Below are 20,935 nucleotides of genomic sequence, written 5' to 3' on the forward strand. Positions count from 1 at the left end.
TAGAATCTACTGATGGCTCTGTTGCTGTTACTGCTAATGGTAATGACTTCGATTTAAGTGTAACACCTTTTGATGATACCGCTTTACAATCTCAAATCACAGAAAACGCTGATGATATTGATGCTATTGAAGCTGAACAGATTACTCAAAACACAACTATAGCTGATAATACTGCAAACATTACAACCAACACAGATAGTATTGATGCTTTAGAAACTGAACAAATAACGCAAAACACAGCAATTACTGCTAATGAAACTGCAATTGCGGATCACATTACTGCTGATGAAGATACTGATGCAACTAATGAAATTCAAACAGTAGAATCTACTGATGGTTCTGTTGCTATTACGGCTAATGGTAATGACTTTGATTTAAGCGTTACTCCTTTTGATGATACCGCTTTACAATCTCAAATCACAGAAAACGCTGATGATATTGATGCTATTGAAGCTGAACAGATTACTCAAAACACAACTATTGCTGACAATACTGCAAACATTACAACCAACACAGATAGTATTGATGCTTTAGAAGCTGAACAAATAACTCAAGACACAGCAATTACTGCTAATGAAACTGCAATAGCGGATCATATTACTGCTGATGAAGACCTTGATGCAACTAATGAAATTCAAACATTATCTATTAGTGGACAGGATGTCACTCTTAGTAATGGTGGAGGAACAATCAATATACCTGTAACATCAGGACCTGAAGGACCTCAAGGTGCTCCAGGGGTTGATGGTGTAGATGGTGCAGATGGTGCAACTGGTCCACAAGGTCCTCAGGGTATTCCAGGAACTGATGGTGCTGATGGTGCAGATGGTGCAACTGGTCCACAAGGTCCTGTTGGTCCTTCAGGTACATATATTGGACATTTTATAATCTCTGCAACAGGAAATCAAACAATCACTGGTCTTCCATTTCAACCTTCTCAAATTAGCTTTCAAGCATATCCTAATGTAGAAAGTGAAAATATAAATGCTGATAATGGCTTAGGAAATAACAATAATGGATTTAATAATTCTTTTGGATCTATGACGGGATATGTTAGAGGTACGACGCAACAAGTTATATATGTTGGAGGTAGTGGTTCTTCAATTAACGATATCTCTCGTTACGCTTCAAGTTCTCATTGTATTGGAATAAGGTACTCTAATAATAATGGAGATAATTTAGGACTAACTTCAGCTAGTTTTGTTTCATTTAATCCTACTGGGTTTACTGTAAATGTAGATAATAGAACTGAAAACATACTTGTAATCTTCACAGCATATGAATAAGTTACATCACATTATAATAGTGTTAGCGATTTTATTTTCTCAAAATGGAAATACACAAACTGCATTTCACAATTTTGGAAACGTTCAAATACACAACCAAGGAGAAATTGGATTTCATACTAATCTAGAAAATGATGGCGCATTTAATGAAAACTTAGGAGTTGCTGGATTTTACAACGAAGACAATCCGTTAACCATTTCAGGAACTAGCATTCCAAGGTTTTATGATATGGAAGTTGCGGTTGACAATCATTTATTTTTAGAGATTAGTACACAAGTAACAAATGGCTTAGACTATTTAATTGGAGACATTATTACACCACGTGAAACTCCAGAAGTTTCGCTTGAATACTTTGACAATGCCATTTATACACTAGAAGATGACCTAAGACATGTCGACGGTTATGCTACAGTAATTAGCACTGAAGCCTTCAACTTTCCTATAGGACAAGATGATAAACTTAGACCGTTAATTACTCCGTCTCAATTAGCATTAGAAAAATTTACTGCAGCTTATTTTAATGAAGACCCTAACTTCCCTTCTACTTTCAGCAACACCTTTGACACAAACAATTCTGAGGGAATTATAAATGCTGTCAGTACTGAAGAATTTTGGGACTTTAATGGACGTACAGCAACTTATATCACATTAACTTGGGACCAAGAAAGCCAAATAAACAACTTAGTTACGGATCTTATAAATTTAAGAGTTGTTGGTTGGAGTAAGACTGAAAACAGATGGCTAGACCTTGGTAATTCCGCAACAACTGGAACCCTTAATAATGGTACTATAAATTCATTTGTTTTTACTCCTGAAGATTATGAAATTATAACTTTTGGAGCCTTAATTGGTAGCGATGGACTAACGGTCTACAATGGTATAAGTCCAAATAATGATGGATTAAATGAAAACTTTATAATAGAAGGTGTCGAGTTATTTAAAAATAATCTACAAATTTTTAACCGTTGGGGAAGAATTGTCTACGAAACCGAAAATTACGATAATACCTTTAATGGCGTATCTAATAAAACTGTAGTTGGTAATCAAGGCGAAAAATTACCTGTGGGCACTTATTTTTACGTATTAAAACTTACCGATGACAACAAGAGTTATTCAGGATATATTTATATAACTTATTAAAATCTAGAAGTATTATACAATAAAACTAATACCCTTTGCCATAATGAATTTATGCAAAGGGTGTTTTTTTATAATGCTTGAGTTTTTAATTCTGTAAAGCAAAAAGTCATAGCTATAATTTAAGTCAAAATTAGTTAATTTTGACATGTGACTTTCACAAGATTAATAGACTTAACGATATGCAACCTAACTTAAATCAGATTATAAATACCGATATAATTATAAAACAAATTTCTGGTAAAGCAACCATACCTATTAGACATGCTGTACTAAGACAAGGAAAACCTATTGAAGCCTGTTATATTCAGCAAGATGATTTAGAAAACACATATCATTTTGGATTGTATTACAAAAACAATTTAGTTGCTGTAAGCACATTTGTTGCGGATTGCTCTCCTTTATTTAATGATAAAACACAATACAGACTGCGCGCTATGGGTGTTTTAGAAAACTATCAAGGCAAGCATTTTGGCAAACAGCTACTAAATTATGGCGTTCAGTTTTTACAAACTAAGAAAATTGATAGACTATGGTTTAATGCCAGAATTAAAGCTTTAAATTTTTATAAAAACAATGGTTTTGAAACTATTGGAGAAATTTTTGACATCCCAAAAGTTGGACCACATTACGTCATGCACAAATCTATAAAATGAAAAAAAACACACTATTAAACTTTATAGTATTTATTGTAATTTCAATAGCTACACTACCACAACTTGCATTTAATCAATCTAGTATTTCTGAACAAGAATTAATAGGAAAAGGTAACCCTCAATTATTTGGAAACGGATATAATCTAAGAGAAGAAGCCCATTTAGCCTTTAAAAAAATGCAAGCTGCAGCTTTAAAAGACGGAATTAGTATTGGTACAGTTTCAAGTTACAGAAGTTTTGCGCATCAAAAACGCATTTGGGAACGCAAATTTAAAAGTAATAAAGCAAAAGGATTATCTAGTCATGATAATATCAAAAAAATAATAGAATACTCTACAATTCCTGGGACATCACGTCATCATTGGGGAACAGATATTGATATTTACCAAACCAATGTTAAGCAGCCAAACAATGTTTTATTGCCTAAAAACTATCATAACAATGGTCCTTATTGTAAGCTAAAAGAATGGATGGATACTAACGCTTCTACTTACGGTTTTTATGTAGTATATACTGACAATGCTAATCGTAAAGGCTTCAAATACGAACCTTGGCACTTTAGCTACAAGGCACTTTCAACTCCATATTTAAAAGCATACAAAAACTTAAATATCACAGAAATATTAAAAACTGAAGGATTATCCGGAATCGATTCATTTACAGCAGATTTCATCAACAAATATATCTCTCAAAATATTTTAGATATTAACCCAGAACTTTTGTAAATTGTAGCATTAACACATTGATATAATGAGAGGAAACTTAAAAGGACGACTATTAATTGGCTTATGTATTGCTGCTTTTTTCGGTTTTAAATATTGCAGTCAACAAGAAATAAATCCTTACACAGGAAAAAAACAAGCCATATCCATGACACCAGATCAAGAAATCCAAATGGGATTACAAAGTCGCGATCAAATGGCTGCTCAACATGGTGGTTTATATGCCAATGAAAACTATCAAGCTTTAGTAGACAATGTTGGAAACAAGCTAGTTAACAACAGTATTGCTAAGGACACACCTTATAAATATGAATTTCACTTACTAGCAGATCCAAATACCATTAATGCATTCGCATTACCAGGAGGACAAATATTTATCACATACGCCTTATTTTCTCAATTAGAAAACGAGGACCAATTAGCTGGCGTTTTAGGTCACGAAATTGGTCACGTATTAGGAAAACATAGCGCAGAACGTATTGCAAATTCTGAGCTTTGGCAAGGTCTATCAACTGCTGGATCTGTAGGTGCTGATGCTGGAGGATTTATACAACAGTACGGAATGACAAAATTACTAACCAATGGTCGTGATGATGAGTTAGAAAGCGATGATTTAGGTGTACGTTTTATGCTTCGTGCAGGCTATAATCCAGAAGAAATGATAGATGTAATGGAAATTTTAAAACGTGCTGCAGGACCTAGCAGACAACCAGAGATGCAAAGCACACATCCTGACCCAGACAACCGCATTGAACATATTAGAGCGTCTATTAAAAAGTATAGTCTTAACTAAAACGATATAGTAAATAAGCCTTAAAGTCCTGCAATTGCAGGACTTTTGTTTTTATATTTGTATAAACAAAATCTAATAAAATGAACAAAAAAGTAATCTTAATGATTTTAGATGGTTGGGGTAAATCTCCTGACCCAAAAGTCTCTGCAATAGATAATGCTAACACACCTTTTTTAGATAGTTTATATCACAATTACCCAAATGCGCAATTACGCACAGACGGATTACATGTTGGCTTACCAGAAGGTCAAATGGGTAACAGCGAAGTTGGTCATATGAATTTAGGTGCAGGACGCATAGTCTACCAAGATTTAGCTAAAATTAACTTAGCAATTGATAATAATACATTAGCACAAGAACGCGTCTTAATTAACGCTTTTAATTACGCTAAAGCGGAAAATAAAAATGTTCATTTATTAGGGTTATTAAGTGATGGTGGAGTCCACTCTCACATTAATCATTTAAAAGGACTTATTACTGCAGCAGAAGCTTCTGGTGTAAAAAACACTTATATTCATGCCTTTACAGATGGTCGTGATGTAGATCCAAAATCAGGAAAAGGGTTTGTCCAAGACATCGAAGATTTCACTCTAAACACTAATACAAAACTTGCTAGTTTAACAGGTCGTTACTATGCAATGGATCGTGATAATCGTTGGGAACGCATTAAATTAGCATACGATGCTTTAGTTAATGGTACAGGAGAAATATCAAATAACTTACCACAAAGTGTGCAGCATAATTATGATGCAGATATTACAGACGAATTTATTAAACCAATCATAAAATCAAATGCTAAAGGGCTTCCGTTAACTACCATTAAAGAAGACGATGTTGTTATCTTTTTTAATTTTAGAACAGATCGTGGACGCGAACTAACAGATGCGTTATATCAAAATGACCATCATGAGCAGAACATGCATAAATTGAAATTGTACTACGTGACAATGACAAATTATGGTGATGCTTTTACAGGAATTAATGTGGTGTTTGATAAAGATAATATTACTGAAACCTTAGGCGAAGTATTAGAAAAACACAATAAAACACAAATAAGAATTGCCGAAACTGAAAAATATCCTCACGTAACATTTTTCTTTTCTGGAGGACAAGAAACGCCTTTTAAAGGAGAAAGTCGCATCTTAAAAAATTCGCCTAAAGTTGCAACTTATGACTTAAAACCAGAAATGTCTGCGTTTGAGTTAACAGATGCTTTAGTCCCAGAATTAGAAAAAGAAACTACGGATTTTGTTTGCTTAAATTTTGCAAATGGTGATATGGTAGGTCATACAGGCTCTATGCCTGCTGCAATACAAGCTTGTGAGGTTGTGGACAAATGTGTAGAAAAAGTGGTGACTACTGCTTTAGCACATGGCTACACAACGTTACTAATAGCAGATCATGGTAATTGCGAAACAATGATTAATCCTGATGGATCACCAAATACAGCACATACCACTAATCCAGTGCCACTTATTTTAATTGATAAAGAATTAAAAACAATTAAAGATGGTGTTTTAGGTGATATGGCTCCAACCATTTTAAAATTAATGGGTGTAGAACAACCAAAAGCAATGACTTGTCATAGTTTAGTGTAGCAAAAATTTAATATTAAATCTCAATAAACGTTCTATTATAATCGATAGGACGTTTTTTTGTTTCAAAAATTAAAACTAAATCAAACATTTATAATGTTTTAGTATTACTTAACACCTCTTTCTTTTTATTTGTTTTAAAGTGAAATAAAATTCATTCTCCTCTTAAAACAAGAGGAGAGCTAAAAAACACCTCGATTTATAATACACCTTATTTTGCTCATACGTCAGTTCGAGTGCTTTTTGAGGCACGAAAAAAGTGTATCGAGAACTCCGTTATAATTAATTTTGAGTTTCATTCTAATTGAAGTACCACTATTAAGATTACCCTTTACTTTATCAATAATTATTGTATTTTTGGATTCAATTTTTATATTAAATGAAGCTTTCCAAAGGACTTATAATTGCAGTAGATTTTGACGGAACCATAGTAGAAGACGCATATCCAGGTATTGGACAAGAACGTCTTTTTGCTTTTGAAACCTTAAAACGCCTGCAAGCTGATGGCCATCGCTTAATTTTATGGACTTACAGACACGGAAAAAAACTTGACGAAGCTGTTGCTTATTGCGAAGAAAATGGAATCACGTTTTATGCTATAAACCAAAGTTTTCCTGAAGAAACCTTTAACAATGAAGTAAGTAGAAAAATCCACGCAGACCTATTTATAGACGACCGTAATATTGGTGGTATATTAGGTTGGGGAGAAATCTATCAGATGTTAACTAACGACACTCCCCAAATACCTAAACCAAAGAAAAAAAGTTGGTTTAAATTTTAATACTTTATTAAATCAAAATATTGCCTATCAATCAGTTCTCTATGATCTGGATGTGCAATATTAACTAATGCTTTGACACGTTCTTTTATGGTTTTTCCATATAAATTAGCAACACCATATTCTGTAACTACATAATGCACATGCGATCGTGTTGTAACTACGCCTGCTCCAGGTTTTAATGTAGGGACAATTCTGCTAATTCCATTTTTAGTAACCGATGGTAATGCTATAATTGCTTTTCCGCCATCACTTAAAGATGCACCTCTAATAAAGTCCATTTGCCCTCCTACTCCAGAATACATATGTGCACCAATACTATCTGCACAAACTTGACCTGTAACATCAACTTCAATTGCACTATTAATAGCTACCATTTTAGGATTTTGTTTAATAATGGACACATCATTAGTATAGTTTGATGCTCTCATTTCTACAAAAGGATTATCGTCAACATAATCATACAAACGTTGTGATCCAACTAAAAAGGTAGATAAAGCACGACCTCTATTAATAGCTTTGTAGTTTCCGTTTATTACATTTTTTAAAATTAAGTCAATTACACCATCCGAAAACATTTCGGTATGCAACCCTAAATCTTTATGGTTTGTTAATCTAGTCAACACAGCATTTGGTATAGATCCTATTCCCATTTGTAAAGTGCTTCTGTCTTCGATTAAATTAGCCACATAATCACCTATAGTATTTTCTATAGCATTTGGTAACACCATGTCATGTCCAGGTAAAGGTTGATGACTTTCAACAAACGTATCAATTTCTGACACATGTATAATTCCCGCTCCATGTGTTCTTGGCATAAATTTATTTACTTGAGCAATAACTGTTGTTGCATTATCAATTGCTGCTAAAGTAGCTTCAACAGAAACACCTAAAGAGCAATACCCATGTTTGTCTGGTACAGATACGTGTATAAAAGCCACATCCAAATTAATAATGTTTCTTTTAAACAAAACCGGTAATTCACTTAAAAAAACAGGCGTATAAGATCCATTTCCTGCTCTTAAGGTATGTCTCACATTTTTTCCTATAAAAAATGAATTAACATGAAAACTATCTTTTAATTCTGGATTAGCGTAAGGTGCTTCTCCTTCGGTATGTAAGTGACAAACCTCTACATGCTTTAACTCTTCATGCCTTTTAGTCATTGCCTGAATTAACGACTGAGGTGCAGCAGCTGCAGCCTGAATATAAACACGATCATTAGATTTTATAACTTTTACATCGTCTTCTGCTGTGACTGATGTAAACATAATTTTAAAATTTAGAGTACAAAAATAATACATCAAAATACTTTAAAACCTGCTAAATGTCATGTCTTCAAAATAAAATAAGCAGTTTATTTTAAGTATATTTGCACATATTTTTTTTAACCATGATTATAGTAAAAACAAAAGAAGAAATAGAATTAATGCGCGCAGCTGCATTAGTTGTTTCTAAAACATTAGGTGAAGTTGCTAAAGCAGTAAAACCAGGTGTTACCACTTTACAATTAGATAAAATTGCTGAAGAGCACATCAGAGATTTAGGTGCTGTTCCAGGATTTTTAGGATTATATGATTTTCCTAACACCTTATGTATGAGTCCAAACTCTCAAGTGGTGCATGGTATTCCTAATAATACGCCTTTAGAAAATGGAGACATTATATCTATAGATTGTGGTTCAATTTTAAATGGTTACTATGGTGATCACGCCTATACTTTTGCTGTAGGTGACATTGATCCTGAAACCGAAAAATTACTACAAGTGACTAAAGAGTCTTTATACGTTGGTATTAAAGAATTAAAAGTTGGCAATCGCGTTGGAGATGTTGGTTATGCCATTCAAAAATATTGCGAAGATCATGGCTATGGCGTTGTACGTGAATTAGTAGGTCATGGTTTAGGAACTAAAATGCATGAAGATCCAGAAATGCCAAACTACGGTAAACGTGGTCGTGGTAAAAAATTTATAGAAGGTATGGTTGTGGCTATTGAGCCTATGATTAACCTTGGCACGCAACGTATTAAACAACATAGAGATGGTTGGACAATTACCACATTAGATGGTAAACCAAGTGCACATTTTGAGCATGATGTTGCTATCGTAGATGGTAAACCTGAGTTGTTATCAACCTTTGCCTATATTTATGAAGCTTTAGGTATTGTTAGTAACGAAGAAGATGAATTTAGACAAAACCCTTTAGTTCTATAATTTAAAATGATGTCCATTAGTTATTTAGAAGATCAGCTTCAGCCATTAAGACAAGCATTAAATACCCACAAATTATATTCTGTTTTATCAAACATTGAGGATATTAAGGTATTTATGGAACAACATGTGTTTGCTGTTTGGGATTTTATGTCGTTATTAAAAGCGCTTCAAAATCAATTAACTACAACAACTTTACCTTGGATTCCTGTTGCAAATCCATCCATTGCTAGATTTATAAATGAAATAGTTTTAGGTGAAGAAAGTGATATAAATGAGGTAGGCCAAGCAAAAAGCCACTTTGAAATGTATCTAGAAGCGATGCAACAAGTTGGAGCTAATACTATTCAAATTGATTATTTAATGGCGCAATTACAAAGTGGGTTTTCAATTGACGAAGCTTTAAAAACAGTGCAGTTCAATCCTGAAACTTTAGCGTTTGTAAAGTTTACATTTGAAATAATTAAAACAAATCAAGCACATAAAATAGCTGCAGCGTTTACTTTTGGTCGTGAAGATGTTATACCTGACATGTTTTTTCAGATTATAAATCAATCTAAAGCCGATCAAAATAGCTTTAACAAACTAACCTATTATTTAAATCGTCATATCGAGTTAGATGGTGATGAGCATGGTCCTTTATCTTTAAAAATGATTGAAGAACTTTGTGCTAATGATGCCAATAAATGGGACGATGTTTTAGACGTTTCTAAACAAGCATTAAACTATCGTATTAAGTTATGGGATGGTATTTACAACTTAATAACAGCACACGTAGCAGTTGAAGCTTAAGTCCTTTGAAAAAACTATTTAAACTTATATTAAATCTAATACCTAGACCTTTACTAATAAGGCTTAGCTACGTAGTACGTCCTATTCTAGCTTTTTTTTTAAAAGGAGATACGTTTACAGACCCAATTGATGGCAAAAGCTTTAAAAGCTTTTTACCATATGGTTATGGTACACAACGCAATAACGTCTTGTCTCCCTCTACCCTAAGTTTAGAGCGTCATAGGTTATTATGGTTATACTTACAAAACGAAACCGATTTTTTTACAAATCAAAAAAAGGTACTACATTTTGCACCAGAACAATGTTTTTTAAAACGTTTTAGAGCCTTAGACAATATTGATTATACAACAACAGATTTATTATCTCCAATTGCAGATGTTAAAGCAGACATTTGTAATCTTCCGTTTGAGGATAACAGTTATGACATTATTTTATGCAACCATGTGCTAGAACATATTCCGGATGACACTAAGGCTATGCAAGAGTTATATCGTGTTATGAAACCTGGTGGTTATGGCATATTTCAAATTCCGCAGGATTTGACTAGACAAACTACTTTTGAAGACAATACCATTACTGATAAAAAAGAACGTGCTGAAATTTTTGGCCAATACGACCATGTACGTGTCTATGGATACGACTACTTTAATAAACTTAGAGACATTGGTTTTATGGTGAATGAAGTAGATTATACTGGCAAACTTTCCGCGAAAGCGATAGAAAAATACTGCTTAGCAAAAGGCGAAATTATTCCTGTCGTATATAAAAAACAATAATCTAACATTATAAATTATGACTTCACAAATATTAATTGCAACAGGTGCTGTATTTGGTATGCTATCTGTTATTTTTGGAGCATTTGGAGCACATGCTTTAAAAAAGATTTTAACCACTGATCAATTACATAGTTTTGAAGTTGGCGTTAAATACCAAATGTATCACGCTATTGTTTTATTAGCTATTGGCTATGGTCAAGGACCAATGACTGCTGCTATTTATTGGTGTTTTGTTATTGGAATACTACTGTTTTCGTTTAGTATTTACGGTTTAATTTTATCTGATGCTAAAGGTAAAAAATTAAAATTTTTAGGTCCTATCACACCTATTGGTGGTTTACTTTTAGTGACAGGTTGGTTGTTATTGATAGTTAATATATTTTAAAACAAAAAAGGCTACTTAGATGTAGCCTTTTTTGTTTTAGTCTTCTTTGATTACGATATCAAATTAACAACAATCTGCTGCTCAGTAACACCTCCAAAACCGTCGGAAGCCACAACTACAATAGTATCCTCTCCTCCTACAAATAAATTATAGTCTATAACATAAGTCAACGCAGTTAAGTTATCGGATAACAAATCTCCATTTAAAAAAATTGCATAAACGACGTCCTGATTATCGGGATCTACAGATGCAGTCCAATTAAAAGTTATACCATCTGCTGTAGCGACACCTTCTGTTAAGGTAAAAGCACTTGGATTATTATTTACTTGTGCTTGATCGTCGTCTGCATTACAATTAAATAGCAATACAGTTAAACATAATAACATTAGGGTTTTAAAGTTTTTCATAATTAGTTAAATTTTTAGATTATTAGTGACGTCTTTATTAATGATAGGAACTGTCACACGATTCTGCTGTTTTAGGACAACTTGCTTTATGCTGATCTCTTAATTTCCAAACTCTGAGTGTTTTTTGACCTTCAGGACTTTGCCAGTAGGCATCGTTTTTAGTCTTAATGTACTCCGCATATTTTTTACCTTCAGCTTTAACAATCTCTAAATCTGCTTCTTCTTTAGCAGTTGTTGTGTGAGCTGCTTGTTTTGCTTTCATTGCCACTAAATAATCGGTAATCATTTTTTTAATATCCTGAGACATCAATGCTTTATACTCTGGTGCTTTGGTATAATCTACTTCGGACTTTGTGTTTAAAGCAACGTCTTTTACTTTACTTAAAAATTTGCCAAACTTTTTCTTCTTTTTCTTTTTTGCTGGTTCTTCTCCTTCTGGTGTTGTACCTTTTAATACATAAACACGACTAATTTCTCCAAATTCTGTTTTACTTTTAAAATCTTTAATAAAAAACACGTAGTTGCCTATTGCCACATAACCTTCATAATACCCATTATGAAAAGCAATAGAGGTAAATGGGTAGTTAATTAAATCTATATAGGTTTGTTTAGTCATGTCCTGCCAATACTTGACAGATTGCTCTCCATCTTCTGAAACAGATAAGATTTCTATACCACAAGGGATATTTTCGTGTCTTCTTATTTTTATCTGTACTTCTTCTGGTTGTCTTCCTGGATTAAGATGTGCGTAAAGCTTGCCTTTATTATCTTTTCTAATAGCTCCATATTCTAAATAGGTAATACTATCTCCATGTTGTTCTAAATTTTCGAAAATTGTGTTTTGAGCAAATGTACTTGTGGTTACTAATGCAATAAAAAATAAAATAATGTACTTCATAATATATTTGTTTCTGGTTTGATACAAATATGGAGCGATTATAGTAATCCATTTTCTGCTTTTTTGTGAATGGTAAGGTTTTAATAATGAATAGCAACAAAAAAAAGGAAAGCCAAATTGACTTTCCTTTTTTTTAAAATTAATAGATAGCTTTATTCTTTAATAAATCGCTTTACATGTTTATTTCCGTTAACATCCATAATCTTAATTAGATAGACACCGTTTGAAAGATTAGAAACATCTACAGTTTTAGAGTTGGTTTTAATAACTTGTTTTCCTAGTAATGAATAGACAGATATATTAGCAATAGCTGATGCTGTTTTTATATTTAAGGTAGATTTTGTTGGGTTTGGGTATAGTGATATTGAGCTAGATTGAATTTGAAAATCCTCTATGTTTAATGTAAAATTAGTACACTCTGAATCTAACTGATAAAATTCGGTAATTGAATTTTTAAAAGAATTACTTTGACTAAATGAAGGGTCATCAACAAAAACACAAGTCAGATTAGGCGATCCAATCGTTTCTATATATAAATTATTGGCCACATTGGTTCCTGTTCTTAAATCAATATTTGCTAGAGAATTACCACTAACGTAAATATAATTTACATCCAAATTTGAAGAAAAATCTAAATTACCTAAGTTATGTACATATTGGGCTTCAAAATATTGCAAATTAGTAATAGTTGATACATCAATATTTGTTAACCCTGTATAACTTACTACAATGGAAGTCGCTAATTTTAATCCATCGATATTTAAAGTCATTAATGGATTATTACTAATGTATATATTGGTTAAGTATTTATGCGCTCTCAGGTCCATGTTAGAGATATTATTATTATCTAAATCTAAACTAGTTATATATGCAAAAGCTTGTAAACCCTCTATGCTTTGGATCCCGTTAACCCCTAAGTAAGCACCTCCTGTAAAACTTTTAGCTTCAGACACTTGTATTTCGGAATCACCATTACTATTTATAACTATATTATTTAATAAACTAGTCTTAAGTGACGTATCTGGAATATTAACAATTGCTGTATCACAATCAAGAGAAAAAATTGTGTATGCGTTAACATTGGTCCAATTTGTCTGACTGTAACTGACATTATCAACTTCTACACAGTATAAAGCGTAGTTGTTTGACACATTAAAATTAGCATTACTAATAGCATTATTATTTGTGTTTTTAATGTTTAAACTTACTAAATTATTGTTTTGAGCTTGTAAACTTGTTAATACAATATTGGATGATAAGTCTAAAGTTTCTAAATTATTGTTACTAATATCTAAACTGGTAATATTTACAAATGCCTCGATACCTTGACTATTACTTATATCTAAATTAGATACATTAATAGCTCCTGTATAATTTATGGCTTCAGCAGTTTGTATATCATTATCTCCATTAGTGTTGATGGCTGGATTAGATACCAAGTTTGATTTTAAATTAGCATCTGGAATATCTACTACCAATCCATTATTATACAACGCATTTACTTCGGCAGCTGTAATTTTACGCTCAAAATAATAAATGTCATCCATCACTCCGTCGTATCTATTATTACCAGTTGTACCACCTGTTAAAGCATTATATAAATCGCCACTATTTAACATTCCAACTTCCTGAACACCGTTAAAAGGCACAGTCGTTAAAACAAAGTCGAGTTGTAGGACATTATCAATGTACAATTGCTTGATATATTGTTGATCAACACCATCATTTTCCTTTCCGACAATAGCTACAATATGGTGCCAATTATTATCTAAAACGTTACTAGCTATATATTGGTTGTCTGGAAAACTACCACAAGAAAATCCATAGGAACAAAAATACCCAGTCCTATAAAATATAGAATTACCTGTTAGTCCTAAAATCCAACCATTTTCTTGAACATTATCGTATTGATGAAATAAAATACCATCTGTAGTCGATTTGATCCAAAAACTTAAAGATAGTTGGTTACCAGAATAACCAGAACGATTGGGCATTACACCCATGTTATAATGTCCATTATTTAAGTCGACAGCGGAATTTGAATTACCAAAACGGTCATCTACAAAAGTTGGAGTCCCATAACCTGTATTAACAACCAAATTATAATTACTACCTACTTGATTGGTTATATCACCATTTGTAAAGGAATAGTGCTTAGTTGCATCTGATGGGAATTGCGCAAAAGCATAACCACTAACAAGAAGCAATACATAAAGTAATTTTATTCTCATAATATATTTAATTTTAAAATTATGGAACAAAAATGCTAAACTATAGCCTTTAATTTTTTAACTTTTTAGTGAATGGTAAGTATTTGTAAATGAATGGTTATTTTAAAATACACGATTAATAATATCCATAAATTCATCTTTACGGTCTCGTGCAATTGGAATGCTTTTATTATTACTCATTATAACTTGAAGACCATCTTTTTTAGTGATCTCTGTCATGTACTTAAGATTAATTAAATACGATCTATGCGGTTTATAAAACAATGGTTTATTGCTTAATTGCTCTGTAAAATGTTTTAGCGTTTTACAAATTAATTCTGTTTTACCATTTTGTAAAAACACTTTAGTGTAGACTCCATCTGCTTCAAAAAACAAGATATCTTCATGCGAAACAAATCGTATTCCTTTAGGAACTTCTAAAGCTATTTTATTTAATGCTAATTGTTGAAAATTACGTTCTAAATTAAGTAATTTTTCTTTTATAAAGTTTTCTTCTAAACTATCAGACGCTTTATTTATAGCTGTTTTTAATTCGTCAATATCAATTGGTTTTAGCAAATAATCTACAGCTGATAATTTAAATGCATCAATCGCATAATGTCCATAAGCGGTCGTGAAAATAATTTGAAAATTTATCGTATCATTTTTAAAAAATTCTAAAATTTGAAGTCCAGAATGGTTAGGCATTTCTATATCTAAAAACACAACGTCTGGTTGTTCTGCTTTAATTATGGCTACACCTTCCAATAAATTTTCTGCATCAAAAACGGTTACAATTTCTGGACACTCTTCTTCTATCAAGGTTTTTAAAATACGTCTAGCTCTTTTTTCGTCGTCTATAATTATCGCTTTCATGGTCTAATTTTTAATCTTTTACTTGTATTTTAATTACCACTTTGGTACCGCAAACATCATGTTTTGCATTAATAATATCTTCAATATTTAATGTTATTGCTTTATTATGACTACGATTTAGTAGCTCTATCCTTTTTTGATTAGCAGAGGTTGCAAAAGACTTGTAATTATCCTGACGTTGATTTTTTATAATTGCGGATGCTTTACGTCCAATACCATTGTCTATAATTTCGCATATTAGACTTTTATTATTACCATCCTGCTTAAAATTAAGCACCAATTTTTTATTGTTTTTTTTATGAAGCAAACCATGTTTTAAAGCATTTTCAACATATGGCTGAATAAATAATGTAGGGACAAAAGTCTTATCTAAATCTAGATCTGGATGAATATTAATTTCAAATTTAAAATCGTCATCAAAGCGATCTTTTTCAAGTTCTAGATAAAGTTTTAGTGTTTTAATTTCTTCATTTAATGAAATTTCATTGGCTTGACTATGTTCCAAATAGGTCCTAATAAGTCTAGAAAACTTAACTAAATATTGACGCGCTAATTTACTTTCGTTTAAAATAATATAATCTTGGATAGAGTTTAATGCATTAAATATAAAATGAGGATTCATTTGTGATCTCAAATTTTCTAATTGCGAAAACACCAATTGCTGATTGATCTTTGCTTTTTCTAAGGCTTGAAGTTGTACACTGTTTAATCGTTTTGTTTTTTGGGAATAGTACCACCAAACCAATCCAACAGAAGTTAGTAAAAACAACAGATAAAACCACCAAGTTTTATAAAAAGGTAAACGGACTGTTAAGGCAATGCTTATTGGGTTTGTGTAATTACTTTGAGATGTGTTTTTTGCTTTTACATTAAATTTATATTGTCCTGCTGGTAAAGTATTAAATTTAACAAAGTTTAATCCGTTTTCTAAAGCTATCCAATTATTATCATAACCTTCTAACTGATATTCAAAATTGACAAACTGATTGGTTTGAAATCCATTGACATTAAATCCAAATCTAATTTCGCTTTCTGTTTGCTTTAAGGTATATGACGTCTTAATTATGGTATCTTTTTCTTGTATGGATACATTAGTAAAATAAGGTTGAGAAGTACTTCTAACAGTATTTATTTTATTACTATTAAATTTATACAAACCTGTATTTGAACTAAAAAAGACTTGATCTCCTACGACTTCAATAGCGTTAATATTGTACGAGTCTATACCATCTTGTTTATTAATAGTATTTAATGTTTTTGTTTTATAATTATAGCTTTGTAAACCTTTATCTGTAGCTATCCAAATTACATTTTTATCTGCTACTAGTACATTAATTAAGTTTGATGCTAGTCCGTTTTTTATATTTATTGTCGTAATTAAACTATCATTTTTAAAACCTAATAATCCTTTTCCATCTGCAGCAACCCATACCGTATCGTCATGGCTTATCGCGATTTTTAAGGCATAAACAGGACTGTTATTATGGGTTATTTTTTTATACTTTTTAGTCTTTAAATCTACCCAACCTAAGCCATCTACAAAACTACAATACGCTTTGTTTTTTGCTTTATTTAATACAGACCCATAGCTTCTTAATGTTCTAAGATTATAAATAGAGTCTTTATTTTTATTATAAATAGAAAGTGAATGTGGAAGACTAATTAAATATTGATTATGATCCAACACATCAATTGATTTTGTTACTATCAGGTTACTACTTTGACTTTGCTTGGTGTCTAGATTATAAATTTTTGAATCCGTAGTCGCAACCATTAATAAGTCCTTTGCTAAAGGGTTATAGCAAATGTTATATATTTTGTTATTAAAACTTTCTGGTAATTTTTTAAGTTTATTATTTTTTAGATTGTAACTAAATACCTCATTTGAGTTAGTAGCTATATACAGTAAATCGTCATTAACTTCCTCAATAGCTTGTACACCTATATTGTTGGGTAAATTTATTTTATTTAGTTGTTTATTTGGCAAAACAAATACGCCATTATTAAGTGTAGATAACCAATAATTATTGTCCTTATCGATAACAAGATCTGTGATATATTCATTTTTAAAAAGATGTTTTTTTACTACTAAACCACCACTATCCAATTGACATATAAAAACGCCTTTATTTGTTAAAACCCATAAACTATTATTGTTGTTATAAGAATGAATTACAATTACATTTTGAAGTTGTTTTGGAATGTCAACTTCCTTTATACCACCATCTAATAATTGATACAAACTAGTTTTACTAATCGTTTGTAATTGGTTAAAATAATATATCTGATCATTCCATTTAAAAAATTTACTTATAACTCGTTTATTAAATGCTGCAATTGGCGAATTATTTAAAGTTTTAGCATCTTGAAAATCAACTGTTGGAGAAAAACATATAATACTGTTTTTATTATAATAAAACCCTTTTGGATTATGGTTGAGATCTCCCATATAAGACCTTGTCCCACTATCCAATATAGCAGTGATACTTTTTGTGTTAATATCTACAGTTACTATTCTGGATGGCTCATAAATTATTAAATGATTATCGTAGATATTAAAATCTACTAAGGTTTTAATATGGCTATAATCCTCAAAAAGCGTTAACTGCTCATCCTGGACATAAAAAAATTGACCTGATAAGTTATTACACCAAAGTCGTCCTTTATTGTCTAATTTTAAACCAAAAAGTGAGCGTCCTCTTTTATCGGGATTAGTAAATAATTTATAGTTTCTGCCGTCATACCTATACAAACCTTTATCTGCTGCTAACCAAATAAAGCCTTTGTTATCCTCTAATAAATCATAAAATTCTATATCAGGTAAACCATCTTTTTCAGTAAGATGTATGGACACAGGTTGTTGTGCTAAACTTATTTGATTAGCGAGTAAGATTAAAAATAATATAAAATAGCGATGGATCAATTAGTTATGCTTTTCTCAAAGCTACAAAATTGACTGCTATTTAATTATAAATTATTAGCGAACGGTATAAAAACCTATTTAAATGGTAATAAGATTAATTAACTGGAAAATTATTAAATGCTTTAGACTCCAATTCTCCTTTATCGTTTTCAAAAATCAAGAACGCTTTTAACTCAGGATGTTTTGCCATAAAGTAATCTACTTTTTCCATTCCCATTGCCTGAAAAGCAGTAGCATAACCATCTGCCATCATACAGGTTTTAGCTATAACAGAGACACTTAAAATATTGGTTTTAGATGGATAACCTGTTTTAGTATTAATAATGTGTGCGTATTTGTTTCCGTTTTCGTCAATTTTAAATTTACGGTATGTCCCAGAAGTTGCCATAGCTTGGTCTTTTAAAACTAATGTTTCATTGTAGCTTTGAGAGCCATCATAATTTGGGTTTTCAATACCAACAGTCCAACCTTTAGCTTTGCTAACATTAATACCTTTTGCTCTTAACTCTCCACCAATATCTACGATGTAGTTTTTAATATTTTTAGATTCTAAAAAATCTGCAATTACATCTACTCCATACCCTTTAGCTATCGCGTTAAAATCTATAAAAGAGGCTTCTGGTTTTTTTATTTTACGATCAACTAATCCAACCCTGTTTAAGCCCACAAAACGCATTAAACTATCAATTTTAACACTGTCCAAAGTCATTGTATTTTTTTCTGAACCAAAATTCCAAGCATTAACTATCCTTCCAATGGTTGGATCTAAAACACCTTCGGTTTCGCGATAAATTTGCTTTGATGCTTTAAAAACGGTTGTAAAATGATTATCTACTTCAACTTCTTCATTTCGGTTTAACCGTGAAATATCAGAGTTATCTTGATAATTAGACATGGATTTATTGATAATTGCAAACAGACTATCAAATTGTTTGTTATAACTTGTGCCATCCAAATCAAAATATTGTATACTATAACTTGTCCCGAAAACAGGACCTGATACTTTAAGTAATTGTGGTTCTTTTTTACAAGAGAAAACAATAAATAAGACAGAAAATAAAAGCGTGTATTTTTTCATATAGGCTATGCTGTAAGTTTAAAAGACTAATAATTTTAGGTCTTAGTCTTAGTTTAGGTTGGTTTCAATTAATTGAATCCCATTATATTCGATTAAATATTCTTGATTTAAATAAACAGGCAAGTCTTCTCCTTTTGGATTACCCAATCCAACGCCAGCATATAATATTTTAGAATTATTATCTGTGGCGTGCTTTTTAAATGACTCCATCCAAATAACGTCGTAATTATTAGCATTATCAGGTAATAGCACAGCGCGAACAACCACAAAAAAGTATTGTTTATTTTTATCCATAACTACAAATTGCGGATTACTTTTAAGTTGACTATTAATTGCTATAAACTCAAAACCACGTTTCTCTAGGTCTTTACCTACATGATTCATGGCTAGATTATGTAACTCTTGTTTTGATAGTGCTTTCATATTACAAAAATAAAGTTTATTTCGCTTTCGCGGAAAAAAAGCCGACTAACAAATTACTTAAATCTTGCAAATTTAGAGTTATAGAAAGTAAAGTTAGACACTGGAATTACAGCATCCAATTTTAAGTCATACCAAGGAGACATAGAAGCATCCTCAAGGTTTTTTACTAAATGAACACTTTGTGCAGGTGTATTACCTTGAAATAATAAAAACAAGCTTTCATCTTTATCGTTAACAACTTGATCTGCTAACATTACAATATGACCTGGACTACCACCTAAAATAAGCATGTCGCCTATTTTTAAATCTTCTACTTTGATTACTGGCTCTAACTCGTGAAAAAGTGATAAGGTGCCAGAGTACATATATATTAAATTTAAATAGTTATAAAAATTAGCTTTGCTAGTGTTTACTCTTGCAGTCTTATTAAATACAACTTTATTACCTGTAATTTTTGGGCGATATCCTTTAGCATAATCTGACCATGAGCAATAATGTCCAGAAGTAAAATTAAACCCTATTTTATCCTTTTTGTCAGACTGCCAAAGGTATTCACTTCTTATCCTAATTAAAGCATCTGCACATTGTTGTAATCCATTTTTAGGCACGCTAATATCTAATATACCTTCATGTCCTTTTTGCCAATAGTATAAAGAATTATCATAATTAATAATCTTACTGTCATAAGCTTTTAATTTGTAGTTTCTAATATAGTCTTGAAAACTACCTAATGGATAATCAACTCTTTTATATCCTTTTGGAGGATTTACCCTAGACGCAATAGTTAAACTATCCTTGTTAATACGTGATTGTATTACACTTTTAGATAACTTATTTACAAACAGCTTAACAGGTTTTGGGTTAAGCTTGTAGACTAAAAGTAACAAGGTTATAAATATAAAAAGAGTAAGAATTATTTTTTTCATACTATTTATAAACGAAAAAGCCCAATACTTTCGTATTGGGCTTTTATCTAAAATTATCTTAAAA

The 20,935-nt window shown here is 31.5% G+C and carries 20 protein-coding genes; 11 read left to right on the forward strand and 9 right to left on the reverse strand.

Annotation, left to right across the window (positions count from 1 at the left end; all coding sequences use genetic code 11):
• From WNY60_RS03095 to WNY60_RS03125, 7 genes are all read left to right on the forward strand, one after another.
• The coding region (locus WNY60_RS03095; RefSeq protein ID WP_342861493.1) for a hypothetical protein at nucleotides 1–1,286 on the forward strand (1,286 nt) is incomplete at its 5' end.
• Entirely contained in the window at nucleotides 1,279–2,427 is a 1,149-nt protein-coding gene (locus WNY60_RS03100; RefSeq protein ID WP_145006409.1) for a gliding motility-associated C-terminal domain-containing protein, read from the forward strand. The genes WNY60_RS03095 and WNY60_RS03100, both read left to right, overlap by 8 nt.
• Nucleotides 2,428–2,606: 179 nt before the next feature.
• A complete protein-coding gene (locus WNY60_RS03105) occupies nucleotides 2,607–3,080 on the forward strand; it encodes a GNAT family N-acetyltransferase (protein ID WP_342861495.1) in 474 nt (157 codons plus the stop codon).
• Nucleotides 3,077–3,805, forward strand: a complete 729-nt coding sequence (locus tag WNY60_RS03110; protein WP_145006403.1) for a M15 family metallopeptidase — start codon at nucleotides 3,077–3,079, stop codon at nucleotides 3,803–3,805. The genes WNY60_RS03105 and WNY60_RS03110 overlap by 4 nt, the downstream gene beginning before the upstream one ends.
• 22 nt (nucleotides 3,806–3,827) lie before the next feature.
• Nucleotides 3,828–4,595: a M48 family metalloprotease gene (locus WNY60_RS03115; protein WP_342861688.1), complete on the forward strand. Its 768-nt coding sequence runs from the start codon at nucleotides 3,828–3,830 to the stop codon at nucleotides 4,593–4,595.
• Between the two features lie 80 nt (nucleotides 4,596–4,675).
• Nucleotides 4,676–6,193 (forward strand): 2,3-bisphosphoglycerate-independent phosphoglycerate mutase, encoded by a 1,518-nt coding sequence (gene gpmI / locus WNY60_RS03120; protein ID WP_342861497.1) that lies wholly within the window; start codon nucleotides 4,676–4,678, stop codon nucleotides 6,191–6,193.
• A 376-nt stretch (nucleotides 6,194–6,569) separates the two neighbouring features.
• Nucleotides 6,570–6,971: a hydrolase gene (locus tag WNY60_RS03125; protein WP_342861498.1), complete on the forward strand. Its 402-nt coding sequence runs from the start codon at nucleotides 6,570–6,572 to the stop codon at nucleotides 6,969–6,971.
• Here the strand turns inward: WNY60_RS03125 and WNY60_RS03130 are convergent.
• On the reverse strand, nucleotides 6,968–8,239 hold the full coding sequence (locus tag WNY60_RS03130) for an acetyl-CoA hydrolase/transferase C-terminal domain-containing protein (protein WP_342861499.1): 1,272 nt from the start codon (nucleotides 8,237–8,239) through the stop codon (nucleotides 6,968–6,970). The genes WNY60_RS03125 and WNY60_RS03130 overlap by 4 nt on opposite strands.
• Nucleotides 8,240–8,361: 122 nt before the next feature.
• Here WNY60_RS03130 and map point away from each other — a divergent pair, with 122 nt between their 5' ends.
• From map to WNY60_RS03150, 4 genes are read left to right on the forward strand one after another with little or no spacing between them, the layout of a single operon-like run.
• A complete protein-coding gene (gene map / locus WNY60_RS03135; protein WP_342861500.1) occupies nucleotides 8,362–9,180 on the forward strand; it encodes a type I methionyl aminopeptidase in 819 nt (272 codons plus the stop codon).
• Nucleotides 9,181–9,186: 6 nt separating this feature from the next.
• Nucleotides 9,187–9,969, forward strand: a complete 783-nt coding sequence (locus WNY60_RS03140; protein WP_342861501.1) for a DUF3050 domain-containing protein — start codon at nucleotides 9,187–9,189, stop codon at nucleotides 9,967–9,969.
• 5 nt (nucleotides 9,970–9,974) lie between these two features.
• Nucleotides 9,975–10,745: a class I SAM-dependent methyltransferase gene (locus WNY60_RS03145; RefSeq protein WP_145006382.1), complete on the forward strand. Its 771-nt coding sequence runs from the start codon at nucleotides 9,975–9,977 to the stop codon at nucleotides 10,743–10,745.
• Between the two features lie 16 nt (nucleotides 10,746–10,761).
• Nucleotides 10,762–11,130 (forward strand): DUF423 domain-containing protein, encoded by a 369-nt coding sequence (locus tag WNY60_RS03150; protein WP_145006379.1) that lies wholly within the window; start codon nucleotides 10,762–10,764, stop codon nucleotides 11,128–11,130.
• Between the two features lie 50 nt (nucleotides 11,131–11,180).
• Here the strand turns inward: WNY60_RS03150 and WNY60_RS03155 are convergent, their stop codons facing one another.
• From WNY60_RS03155 to WNY60_RS03190, 8 genes are all read right to left on the reverse strand, one after another.
• Nucleotides 11,181–11,537, reverse strand: coding sequence for a hypothetical protein (locus WNY60_RS03155; RefSeq protein WP_292947193.1), 357 nt, complete (start codon nucleotides 11,535–11,537; stop codon nucleotides 11,181–11,183).
• 37 nt (nucleotides 11,538–11,574) lie between these two features.
• The gene (locus tag WNY60_RS03160) at nucleotides 11,575–12,435 is read right to left on the reverse strand and encodes a hypothetical protein (RefSeq protein ID WP_342861502.1); all 861 of its coding nucleotides are present in this window, start codon (nucleotides 12,433–12,435) and stop codon (nucleotides 11,575–11,577) included.
• Between the two features lie 152 nt (nucleotides 12,436–12,587).
• Nucleotides 12,588–14,666 carry a T9SS type A sorting domain-containing protein gene (locus WNY60_RS03165; protein WP_342861504.1) on the reverse strand — a complete coding sequence of 693 codons (2,079 nt, stop codon included), beginning with the start codon at nucleotides 14,664–14,666 and terminating at the stop codon, nucleotides 12,588–12,590.
• 102 nt (nucleotides 14,667–14,768) lie between these two features.
• Nucleotides 14,769–15,521 carry a LytTR family DNA-binding domain-containing protein gene (locus WNY60_RS03170; RefSeq protein ID WP_145006367.1) on the reverse strand — a complete coding sequence of 251 codons (753 nt, stop codon included), beginning with the start codon at nucleotides 15,519–15,521 and terminating at the stop codon, nucleotides 14,769–14,771.
• 10 nt (nucleotides 15,522–15,531) lie between these two features.
• Nucleotides 15,532–18,375: a histidine kinase gene (locus WNY60_RS03175; RefSeq protein WP_342861505.1), complete on the reverse strand. Its 2,844-nt coding sequence runs from the start codon at nucleotides 18,373–18,375 to the stop codon at nucleotides 15,532–15,534.
• Nucleotides 18,376–18,538: 163 nt separating this feature from the next.
• A complete protein-coding gene (locus WNY60_RS03180; RefSeq protein ID WP_342861506.1) occupies nucleotides 18,539–19,522 on the reverse strand; it encodes an FAD:protein FMN transferase in 984 nt (327 codons plus the stop codon).
• Between the two features lie 48 nt (nucleotides 19,523–19,570).
• On the reverse strand, nucleotides 19,571–19,945 hold the full coding sequence (locus WNY60_RS03185; RefSeq protein ID WP_186439233.1) for a Na(+)-translocating NADH-quinone reductase subunit F: 375 nt from the start codon (nucleotides 19,943–19,945) through the stop codon (nucleotides 19,571–19,573).
• A 53-nt stretch (nucleotides 19,946–19,998) separates the two neighbouring features.
• A complete protein-coding gene (locus WNY60_RS03190; RefSeq protein WP_342861507.1) occupies nucleotides 19,999–20,871 on the reverse strand; it encodes a DUF4846 domain-containing protein in 873 nt (290 codons plus the stop codon).
• Between the last annotated feature and the right edge of the window lie 64 nt (nucleotides 20,872–20,935).

Origin of the sequence: Olleya sp. AS48 (genome assembly GCF_038900355.1) — a bacterium.
Taxonomy (GTDB): Bacteria; Bacteroidota; Bacteroidia; order Flavobacteriales; family Flavobacteriaceae; genus Olleya.